Genomic DNA, 10,345 nt, shown 5'->3' with positions numbered 1-10,345 from the left:
GTGATCGGCGAGCCGTCCGAATGCTGGGCCCGGGGCACATGGAGCCGAAAGCGACCCTCGTTGCGTGGCACGTCCCACTGCCAGCCGAGCCACATCAACGTTAGCCCCTGACGAAGAAGGAGCAGGTCCCCGAGCGACGCCGGATCCGAGGCTAAATCCTCAAACGAGCCGCCGGCATCGTTGAAGTACCGAAGAGCGGCCGGTCGGCCGCGATTGACGATCTCCACCATGCCGATGCCGCGACGCATCTCAACCACGGTCGGCTGCATTAAGACGAACCGGGTCCATGCCTCCACCTCTCCCCGGTCGTTTCTCGGCGCGAGGGACAGATCCGTGATGTTCTGGTTTCGCGGATGCGCAGGATCGAATGCGAAGTAGATTTTCCCGCGGACGACCTCGTATCGCCCATGCGGGCCGGTCGACTCGCCGTCATAAACGACGGAACGGTCCTCCACCTCGACGCGCACCACGCGCCCCTCCACCGTTTGGGGGACGACAAACAGGATGATGAGAATCATCACTGGTACCACGAAGCATCGACGAACCATGTGCGGGGATATGGAGTAGCGGCACAAAACAGGTTGAAAAGGCCGACGTTGACATGCCGAATGATGCTATGCTCGTCGCCGTCTTAACGGTGCCCGCAATATAGTGGAGCCTGGTACAAAGTGTCCATGCCGATCCCGTGCACCGGTTTAAGACCGATCGGGTTGGCGGGATGAAAAGCCGGCTCCGGCATTGTACCTTTTTTCGGCACGACGCCATGCCCCACCGTCCCGTCGGTTCGGCCACGGCGCCTTCAAACATCGAACCCTCATTGAATGCCGTCTACCATGGATGCGTCTCGACCGCACGGCGTGATCGCTGCTTCCTGCACCCCCCTTACAGAAGATGAACGTCCGGATGCAGCCCGTCTCGCGAGCCATATCCAGCGCCTTCAAGATCTGGGATGTGATTTCGTGCTCCTGTTCGGCACGACCGGTGAAGGACTGTCCTTCACCGTAGACGAGCGACGCGACACGCTCGACGCTGTTGTCGATCGCGGCGTCCGTCCTGAATCCCTCCTGATCGGAACGGGCGCGTGTCCCCTTCCAGATACGGTTGCCCTCACGCGTCACGCCACCCAACACGGTGTCGCCGGCTGCCTTGTGCTTCCCCCATTCCACTTCCCCGTCATCTCCGACGACGGCGTCTTCGCATCATACGACCGGCTCATCCGGGAGGTCGACGACGACCGGCTGCGCGTGTTTCTCTATCACTTCCCCGACCTGACCGGGGTCAATATTTCGTTTCCGATCATCCAGCATCTCGTCGATGCCCATGGCGATCAGATTGCCGGTGTCAAGGACTCGAGCCGCGAGTGGGATCACATGCAGGTTCTCTGCCGCTCTTTTCCGAACCTGCGCATTTTCGCAGGAACAGAGCGGTACCTGGCACCGATCCTCGGGGAAAATGGCGCCGGCTGCATTTCGGCCACCGTCAACGTCACGGCGCCGCTCGCCCGGGCAGTCTACGACGCACTGAAACGCGGGGAGGACGTCGGCGATGCGCAAGACCGCCTGACGAGCCTGCGGATGGACATCGGTCAGTACCCCGTTATCACCGCCGTAAAATGCCTGCTCGCCGAGCAGACGGGGGACGCCGGATGGAAAAGGACGCGCCCGCCGGTGGCGGAGCCGTCCGAGGAGATGAAACGAAAACTTGCTGGCGTGCTGGACCAGCTTGCCAGGCTCGACCGCACACGAACCGACCCGTGACACGGCGTCGGGCCCGCGGGATGCTCGGCTGGATCCTACTCCGCGCGAGGCGCCACCTGGACAACACGACCGTCGGGAAGAATACGCTCGTTGGGTGCGGGTTCCTGCGTGGGGAAGTCGCTAAGCGGGACATCCTCGTCTCTGTCCTTCGGTACGTAGTGCACATGGTCGCCGTGAGGGACCTCCATGTATGGCTGACCTTCGAACTGCGTGATCGCACTGTACGACACAATCGCCACCAGAGCGACGAAGAAGATCGCCACGAGAATACGACGCGCCGACCACCCGGACGATGTCTGTGTATCCTCGCTAGAAGAAGCTTCCGTGCTCATGGTCAACAGAGGTTCACTGACAGAGAGGTTAGATCAGATCGGGCCGTAAGGAACGCGCGTGATGGCGAACGGCTCCCTCCGGGTTCTTCTGTGGGCAAGGCCAGAAACGGTACTCCGGAGCAAGGCAGGGATCGCCCCGCGCGAATCCGCTTCGTGCAGCCGCACCATGGGCGGGCGAGCAATCACCGCGGTTCGCTAACCGGTCGCACCGTCCTCAGAATCATCCATTCGGGGCAATGTGATCCCACGCTGTTGCTGGTACTTGCCCTTCTTGTCGGCGTATGACACCTCGGGCACGTCGCCCCGAAGAAAGACGACCTGTGCGATGCCTTCATTCGCGTACACCTTTGCCGGGAGCGGTGTCGCATTGCTAATTTCAATGGTCACATGCCCCTCCCACCCCGGCTCCAGCGGCGTCACGTTCACGATGATACCGCTACGTGCGTACGTCGATTTCCCCAGAACGATCGCCAGCAGATCCGGAGGCATCTTGAAATATTCGACGGACCGCCCGAGCACATACGAGTTCGGCGGAATCAAGATGTGATCCTCGGTTTCATACTCCACCATCGCTCGCTCATCGATACGCTTCGGGTCCACGACGCTGTTGTGGATGTTCGGGGTAAAGACCCGGAATTCGGTTGCGATGCGCATGTCGTACCCGAAGGAACTCAGACCGTAGCTGACGACGTTCTCGCGAACCTGGCCGTCAACGAACGGGTCGATCATCGACGCATCTGTCGCGAGGCGCCGAATATCATGGTCGGGGAGAATCATTCAATGTCTGAATCTGGGTGAAAAGAATCAGTAATGGGACTCGAAGCGGGTCGTCCCGACGTGCTATTCCGCCGTGTCCGGGTCGAAAACCGAGACGGAACCGGCGTCTGCGATCCGCACAGCCGCATCCGGCCCGTAGTTGAACAGGAAATCCATCGCCGACATGCCGGGCTCAAAGCCCTCAAAGTTTTGATGGTAGGGCTCCAGGTCAAAATTGAGTACGCGCGTTTCGCGTTCGTTGCGCGCGTCGACCTCAACCGTATCCTCGCCACAGAGCAGGGGCGTGTCTGGAATATCCAGCGCGTCCAGGACGGCTCCGACCGTGTCGGGCTCTCCCGGGAGATCCGACGCACGGGTGATCGTTGTGTCAAGGTCCATCAGCTCAGCCTGAATCTCCACGGTCCGGCACGTCAGCGCACCCAGCCGATTGTGGTCGTCCTCGTCGAACACGGTCCGAAAGCGGTCCTCATAAAACTCGAAGTACATCGTCGACCGATAGTTGTACATGAAGGCGCGCCAGTGCTTCTCTTTCCAGCGGTCGTCATTATCAACGGTGACGGTTCGAATCGGATCGCCGTACGCATAGCCCTTCAGCGAGACCGTAATCCACTGCCACCCATTCGGATTGCGTAGCTTGCTACGGTTCTGGAACGATTGGCGACTGTATTGAAACGTGTCCGCGAGCACGAAGTGATCTGCGTGTTGCATCAGCGACATATACACGGAGCGAGGAAAATACTCCGGCGGACGAATGGCGATCATCGAGCAGGGTTCGAGACAGAGACGGGAAAGGTCGCGTTCAAGTATGAGTAACAACCTGTGCCGCTCGACCATATGCAAGTTCGTCGCATGATGGCGGACCTCCTTCCAGAAACGTTCATTCACTCCGAGCGGCCCGTTACATAGCTTGGATACCGACGCCGGCCCGGTCCGCCATCCATCCTCCCGGCCGACCCGCGCTACACACCCCATCCGCCGGCTTGGCGCGCCCCGTTCCGAGCGCCTCGCGGTTTTTCACCTTCACCCACCCGATCTTCCGATTCTGTATGCCCACGGATACCGCCTCTCAGGGTTACAATGATTCCATCGAACAGCTCTTCCGGTTTGGATTCTGGCTCCTGGTGGGATCGGTCGTGTTTAGTCTCCTGGGAATGCTGCTCCTGAAGCTCTTTCCGGCAGCCTGGGAAATCTTCGGCCCGATGTACGATAAGTTGGTCAAAACGCCAACATGGACGTTCATGGCCATGCTGGCCATCCTCCCCGTCCTTATGTACGGCGTGTCGCTGGGCTGGAAGAGAATGACCTTCTTCGTCGTCTGGGGCTGCTTCATCGGCGGGGCGAGCGAACTGATCGGGACAACCGGCTTTGCGACGTGGAACGGCGTCGCTCTACCGTTCGGGGCTTACGAGTACACGCAGTGGCTGGGACCGAAGATGTTTGACCACGTCCCCTACTTCATCCCGCCCTCCTGGTTTGCCATGGCGCTCGTCTCGCTGGACCTTGCACGCCGTGCGACGGGCTCGCGGTGGACGGGCGTTCTGCTCGGCACCGTCTTTATGGTGCTGTGGGACGTATCCCTCGATCCGGCCATGACCAAAGGACAGGTTCCGTTCTGGTCGTACACGGTCGATGGCTTTTACTATGGGATGCCGTTGTCGAACTGGATCGGGTGGCTGGTCGTGTCCCTGATTATCATTGTTGGATACGAGTTCATCGGCGGCGGCCTGAAAGAAACCAATCCGTGGGCCCCCTGGCTCTACGTGGTGAACTGCGCGTTCCCGCTCGGCATCTGCCTGCTGGAGGGACTTTACATCGCCGTTCTGGCAGGCGGACTGGCGACGGCCCTCCCCTTCGCAGTGATCTACCTGTCGAACCGGCGAGAGGCCTCAATCAAGACAGCACAGCCCCAGCAGGCGTAGACCGCCGCGTGGCCTGCCGCCCTCGACCGACCTGCCTGAGTTCCCCTTTCCTGCCCTATGTCGACGGCTACGCTCGACACCCGCTCCGACGAGGACCGGTGGATCTGGAGTTCGTTTCGCCACCATTCGCGTACGTTCTCCCTCGCAACGCGCTTCCTTCCGCGATCGGTTCAGATGCCCATCGCGACGCTGTACCTGTTCTGTCGCCGCGTCGATACGCTGGCGGACGAGCGGGTGCTGGACGTCGGAGCCGATCAAACGCTCAGCGAATTGCAGTCCCTCCACCGGTCACTCGACGCGACGCTCGCAGCCAACCCACCCGGCGACGACGTCCTCTGGCGGCGCCTCTTCGAAGTCCACGAGCAGTATCACCTGGACCGGGAGCCGCTCTACGAATTGATCGACGGCGCACGCTGGGACCTGGAGGGCCAAACGGTCGACACCCTCGACGACCTCATACACTATTCCAACCTCGTCGGCGGCAGCGTCGGAGCCATGATGCTTCCCTTCCTCGTCCGCGACGACACCCGACGCACCGATCTTGAGGACCCCGCACGGAAACTCGGGATCGCCATGCAGATCACGAACATCCTGCGGGATGTCGGCGAGGACGCGCGTACCCTCGGGCGCGTCTATCTCCCAGCAACGTGGCTGCGCGATCACAGCGTCAACACGCAAGACCTTCGCGAAGGCAACGTGCCCGACGCCTACCCGCACCTCCTGGAATCAATCATGGAGGAGGCGGAATGGCGCTACCGGGAAAGCTTCGCCGGCATCGACGCGCTCCCGTTGCAATGCCGCATCGGCATCCGGGGCGCCGCGCGGATGTATCGTGAGATCATGAACGAGGTGCGTGCAAATGACTACGACAACCTGAATCACCGCGCGTACGCATCCTTCCGGAGAAAGCTCTTTCTGGTCGCCGTAGACAATTACGAGCGCCGGAAGCACACCCTGAGAGACGTGTAGCATCGCCTCCGACGCCGCGGATACGTCTAAACCCGCGGATACGTCGCTCAGGCTACACGGCAGGAATCCGTCCGTTATCTCGTTCGCTTCGTCCCTGCGACCGCCGTACTCGATGTCAATATTGAAGCGTCTCGGCACAGCGACCGTCCGTGCTCTGATGCGGCATGAACTCCGGTCCACCTTTCGGCGTGTGGCGTGGATGAGCAACACGCCCCCGGCCGAGACCCACGGCCTGCCCGGCAAAGCGCCCGTCATCCTGTACGCCAATCATCACCATTTCTACGACGGGCACCTTCTCTGGTATCTCATCCACACGTGCCTGCAGCGCCCGGCCACCATCTGGATGAATGAGTGGGAGCACTATCCCTTCTTTGCTGCCGTGGGAGCTCAACCCTTTCCAACGGACGATGCCAGCCGTCGTGCCGCAACCATCCGGCGAACCGCTCGGCGGTTCAGAGAGCGCCCACGCACCGTGTTGGCATATTTCCCCGAGGCGGACCTCCACGCTCCCGCCGCCAGCATCCAACCCTTCCCCGCGGGTGCCATCAACCGACTCGGACGCCTTTACCCCGCAGCGACGTGGTGGCCCATCGCGATCGACGTGACGTCCTGGGGCGACAAGTACCCGACGGTCTGCCTTCAACCCGGCACCCCGCACAAAGCACCCGACGGAGCCGAACGGGATCGTTTGGTGCATCTCTGGCATACGCTTCGGAAGACCGCGCCCGAGAGTCCGCACACGATTCTCCTCGACGGTCGAAAGAGCCCCACAGACATCTGGGATTTCTCACGTCTCGCGCCGTTCTTCGAGCGCTACCTCTGACCCTCATATGATCGCGATCCTCCTTCTGACCGTGTCCCTCACGTTCACCGACTCTACTCAGGTCCACTACGCTCAGCAGGATGCGGATGCCCTCAAGACCATGCTCGACTCGGCGGAGACGCGCACGGAAGAGCTGATGGCGCGCTACCGCCTCTACCCGCTTACGGAAGATGAAGCGGTTATCGACGGCATTCCGAAGGAGCTCGGACCGGACGCCTCGGCGCGGGAACTTGCCCTGCTCTCCGGTCTGTGGGCGTATCGCGCGGGGGAGACGAACATTTTCAACGCCGTCCGATACGGCCGCAGGTCGATGAATCGGCTCGAAGAAGCCGAGGCACTGGACCCGGACGAACCCTACGTGCTCCTCGTGAAAGGACAGTCCCTGATGTTTCGGCCCGACATCGCCGGGAAGGACGTCCCCGCTGCCATCGACATCTTCCGGAGCCTCTCCGAGGTGCTGCACGAACACCCGGAGGCGGGAATTTCCGATGTGGAAGCCCGGAGCTGGCTCTGGCTTGCGCTGAAAGAATCGGGCCGAACCGCGGAAGCGGAGAAGCTCCGGGACGACCTTCTCGCGACCGACCCGGCCCCGCTCTACAGGCAGTTTCTGGCTGACCCGCCGAGCGTGTAGCCCACCCCATTCCCCTTGTACCAGTCCCCCGCACCGCATGCCGACCCTGCCCTACGCCGACGTTCTCGCTCCCATCCTCGCCGGCGTTCACGTTCTGATCTGGGTCACCCTCCTCGCCAACATTGTTTATCTTCGACGGAAACGGACGCGGGCATCCATCAATCAGGCTCCATTCGTCTCGATTCTGATCCCGGCCCGAAACGAGGAAGAAAATCTCAAACGGCTTCTCCCGTCCCTCCTTAAACAGACGTACGAGGCCTTTGAGGTCGTTGTCGTCGATGATGGGTCGACGGATGGGACGTGGGACGTTCTGCAACGAGCAGACGACGATCGACTTCGGGCGGTTCGCGGTGATGGGCCGCCTCCCGGCTGGCTCGGCAAACCGCACGCGTGCTACGTGGCCGCCTCCCACGCGAACGGGGACCGGTACCTTTTCCTTGATGCCGACACCGAATTGAGAGACGAGCAGGCGCTCCAGCGCATCGTCGAGCGCCAGTCTGCGCTGCCGGATGACACGGTCGCGACCGGCCTGCCCCGGCTTCGCGGGGCGGCCCAAGTCCTCGTCAGCCTCGTTCCAAACGCAATCCTCACCGGACTTCCCTGGCCGCTCGTCCGTATCCTACGGATGAAGTCTCTCGGCGCGCTGAACGGGCAGTGCTGGATGGTCGGCGCGGACCGGTACCACACCTACGAGCCGCACGTGGCCGTGAAAGACAAGGTTCTCGAAGATGTCGAGATCGGTCGGTACTTTAAAGGAGAAGGGTTCACACCGGCTCTCCTCGACGTACGAGACGAAATCACTGTCTATATGTACCGATCGTTCGGGGATGCCTGGCGGGGCTTTCGGAAAAACGCGTACCTCATCCTCGGCGGCTCCCCCGCTTCGTTCGTTGCGCTCTATGTCTTCTTTCTAAGTACCTTCGTTCTGTCTCCGTTCGTTCACCCCGGCCTCCTCATCAGCATCGTTCTGCTGAAAGGCACGACCGACCGGCTGACCCGCTTCTCCCCCCTGTACGCCCTGATTGCCCCCATCTCGTACCTGCTGGGAAGTGCACTGCAACTTGACTCCGCCATCTCGCACTGGTCCGGTCGCGTATCCTGGAAGGGACGACAGGTTGGCGACGCGCGCGCCAAGGAGCCGGCGCCACAATCATAAGTGCAACGCTCCGCATTTCCTCGTCGCCCTCTGTCCGTTAGATCACTACCGTTACCATGCGCTTCGCCCTCGTCTTCGCCCTCATTCTCGCCGTTCTAACCGTCGTCTTCGCCCTCCAAAACGACGACCCGATGGCCGTGGATTTCCTCTTCGTTCAGACCCAGGGCTCGAAAGCCCTCATCTTGATCGTCACCTTTGCGATCGGCGTCGTAACCGGCCTACTCAGCACCCTGCCCGGCCGCATCCGAGACAAGCGAAAGATTAAGAAGATGAAAGGGGGACCGTCATCGCCAACACCGGGACCGTCGGCCTTCGAGTCCCCGTCCTCGGAGAGCTATTCGCGGAAAAAGAAGTCGTCGTCCTCATCTGATGCCGGCTCGAACCCTTCCACATCGTCCCAGACCTCGTCATAGGGACTTCGTCGCCCTCTCTTTCGTGACCGCCCGATGATTCCATGATCTCTCGTACGCGGCAAGCCGCCGACCGCCTTCTCTTTCCAGTCAAGAAGCGGAAGCACAAGGTCGGTCTGGCGCCGGGGTCGGTCGTTTTCGTCGGGGAAGCACGCTCCACCCCGGTAACCTTCCACGTCACCACCTATGGGCCGGATACCCACCGCCTCCAGCGGCCGGAATCCGTTGATGCGGCGGTCGACGGCTTTCTAAACGCCGGCGACGGCACGGTAACCTGGCTGGACGTGACGGGGGTACATGAAGCGGACAAGATCCAGCGGCTGGGCGAACGTCTCGGACTGACCGCACTCACACAGGAGGACATCGTAAACACGGGCCAGCGGGCGAAGGTGGAGACGTTCGACGACTCCATCTTCATTTCGTCGAAAATGCTCTACACCGGAAACCACGACGGAGCCGGCCACGTCGTCGCGGAGCAAGTCAGCCTCGTGATTCGCCCCGAGGGTGTCGTCTCTTTTCAGGAAGTCCCCGGCGACATCCTCGATCCCCTCCGCGACCGGATCGCGTCCGGGCGTGGTCGCATCCGCCGTGCCGGCCCCGCCTATCTCGCCTACGCGATCCTTGACGTCATCATCGACAACTATTTCGTCGTACTGGAAACGCAGGCGGAGCGTGCGGAAACGCTGGAAGACCTGATCATGGATGATCCCGACGAGAAGGTTCAGCACGACCTCAACGAGCTCCGTCGAGACCTCGTTTACGTCCGCCGTCACGCCTGGCCTATGCGCGAGGTACTCTCGCATCTGGAACGGATGACCCATCCCCTGTGGCCGGAAGAAACGCTCCGACCGTTCGTTCGCGACGCCTATGAGCACGCCGTTCAGGTGCTGGACATGGTGGAATCGCTCCGGGAACTCGCCGGCGGGCTCATGGACCTGTACATGACGGCGCTCTCAACGCGGATGAACGAGGTGATGAAGGTCCTCACGATCATCGGCACCATCTTCATCCCGCTTACGTTCGTGGCCGGGATCTATGGGATGAACTTCGAAAACATGCCGGAGCTTTCCGCACCCTATGCCTACCCGATCACGATGGCGGCCATGGGATTGATCGCGGCGTTGCTGGTCTATTATTTCCGGCGGAAGAGCTGGCTGTAGGCGGACCCGGATCGGTTACGATACACCCGCTCTCTCCCGCCGCTCCTTCTGGCCTTTTTCGATCACCCCCATGATCCCTCCTCCTCTCCGCCCCGGTGACACCGTGATCGTTCTCGCCCCCGCGAGTGCGCCACGCGACGCCGACCGGTATGCGCGCGGCCTCGATGTGCTGCAGCAGATGTACGACGTGCGCGTCCGCTACCGCCCCACGGAGGTATCGTCCCCACATGGGTATCTGTCTGCGCCGGACAAACGGCGTCTCGATGATCTCCGGTACGCCCTTGCCGACCCAGACGCCCGCGCCGTCATCGCGGCACGCGGCGGGTACGGCTGCATGCGTCTCCTGAACGACCTCCACGTGATCGCGGAAAGCGCGAGCCCGAAGTGGGTTGTCGGCTACAGTGACGTCAC

General features: G+C 61.6%; 12 protein-coding genes and 1 pseudogene. 9 read left to right on the top strand and 4 right to left on the bottom strand.

The window, feature by feature from the left end:
- Positions 1 to 548 (bottom strand): annotated as a pseudogene (locus ACFCU0_RS15695) (hypothetical protein); the annotation flags it as partial.
- Between the two features lie 285 nt (positions 549 to 833).
- On the opposite strand from ACFCU0_RS15695, the gene ACFCU0_RS15690 reads away from it, so the two are divergent.
- The gene (locus tag ACFCU0_RS15690; protein WP_434974626.1) at positions 834 to 1,757 is read left to right on the top strand and encodes a dihydrodipicolinate synthase family protein; all 924 of its coding nucleotides are present in this window, start codon (positions 834 to 836) and stop codon (positions 1,755 to 1,757) included.
- 35 nt (positions 1,758 to 1,792) lie between these two features.
- On the opposite strand, the gene ACFCU0_RS15685 is transcribed toward ACFCU0_RS15690, so the two are convergent.
- From ACFCU0_RS15685 to ACFCU0_RS15675, 3 genes are all read right to left on the bottom strand, one after another.
- On the bottom strand, positions 1,793 to 2,089 hold the full coding sequence (locus tag ACFCU0_RS15685) for a hypothetical protein (RefSeq protein ID WP_434974625.1): 297 nt from the start codon (positions 2,087 to 2,089) through the stop codon (positions 1,793 to 1,795).
- Positions 2,090 to 2,284: 195 nt separating this feature from the next.
- A complete protein-coding gene (gene dcd, locus ACFCU0_RS15680) occupies positions 2,285 to 2,866 on the bottom strand; it encodes a dCTP deaminase (RefSeq protein WP_434974624.1) in 582 nt (193 codons plus the stop codon).
- 63 nt (positions 2,867 to 2,929) lie between these two features.
- Positions 2,930 to 3,628: a WbqC family protein gene (locus ACFCU0_RS15675; RefSeq protein ID WP_434974623.1), complete on the bottom strand. Its 699-nt coding sequence runs from the start codon at positions 3,626 to 3,628 to the stop codon at positions 2,930 to 2,932.
- 284 nt (positions 3,629 to 3,912) lie between these two features.
- Here ACFCU0_RS15675 and cruF point away from each other — a divergent pair, with 284 nt between their 5' ends.
- The 8 genes from cruF to ACFCU0_RS15635 all read left to right on the top strand — a co-directional run.
- Positions 3,913 to 4,785, top strand: a complete 873-nt coding sequence (gene cruF / locus ACFCU0_RS15670) for a bisanhydrobacterioruberin hydratase CruF (protein WP_434974622.1) — start codon at positions 3,913 to 3,915, stop codon at positions 4,783 to 4,785.
- Positions 4,786 to 4,842: 57 nt separating this feature from the next.
- Entirely contained in the window at positions 4,843 to 5,754 is a 912-nt protein-coding gene (locus ACFCU0_RS15665; RefSeq protein WP_434974621.1) for a phytoene/squalene synthase family protein, read from the top strand.
- A 112-nt stretch (positions 5,755 to 5,866) separates the two neighbouring features.
- Positions 5,867 to 6,577: an acyltransferase gene (locus tag ACFCU0_RS15660; protein WP_434974620.1), complete on the top strand. Its 711-nt coding sequence runs from the start codon at positions 5,867 to 5,869 to the stop codon at positions 6,575 to 6,577.
- Between the two features lie 7 nt (positions 6,578 to 6,584).
- Positions 6,585 to 7,208, top strand: coding sequence for a hypothetical protein (locus ACFCU0_RS15655; RefSeq protein ID WP_434974619.1), 624 nt, complete (start codon positions 6,585 to 6,587; stop codon positions 7,206 to 7,208).
- Between the two features lie 37 nt (positions 7,209 to 7,245).
- On the top strand, positions 7,246 to 8,364 hold the full coding sequence (locus ACFCU0_RS15650) for a glycosyltransferase (RefSeq protein WP_434974618.1): 1,119 nt from the start codon (positions 7,246 to 7,248) through the stop codon (positions 8,362 to 8,364).
- Positions 8,365 to 8,420: 56 nt separating this feature from the next.
- On the top strand, positions 8,421 to 8,777 hold the full coding sequence (locus ACFCU0_RS15645; RefSeq protein WP_434974617.1) for a LapA family protein: 357 nt from the start codon (positions 8,421 to 8,423) through the stop codon (positions 8,775 to 8,777).
- 41 nt (positions 8,778 to 8,818) lie between these two features.
- Positions 8,819 to 9,934 (top strand): magnesium/cobalt transporter CorA, encoded by a 1,116-nt coding sequence (gene corA / locus ACFCU0_RS15640; protein WP_434974616.1) that lies wholly within the window; start codon positions 8,819 to 8,821, stop codon positions 9,932 to 9,934.
- A 70-nt stretch (positions 9,935 to 10,004) separates the two neighbouring features.
- On the top strand, positions 10,005 to 10,345 hold a 341-nt coding region (locus ACFCU0_RS15635), incomplete at its 3' end, for an LD-carboxypeptidase (RefSeq protein ID WP_434974615.1).

This window comes from Longibacter sp., assembly GCF_051155795.1.
Lineage (GTDB): Bacteria > Bacteroidota > Rhodothermia > Rhodothermales > Salinibacteraceae > Longibacter.
Note: the sequence above shows the minus strand (reverse complement) of the source record. Positions and strands in the feature narration are given on the sequence as shown.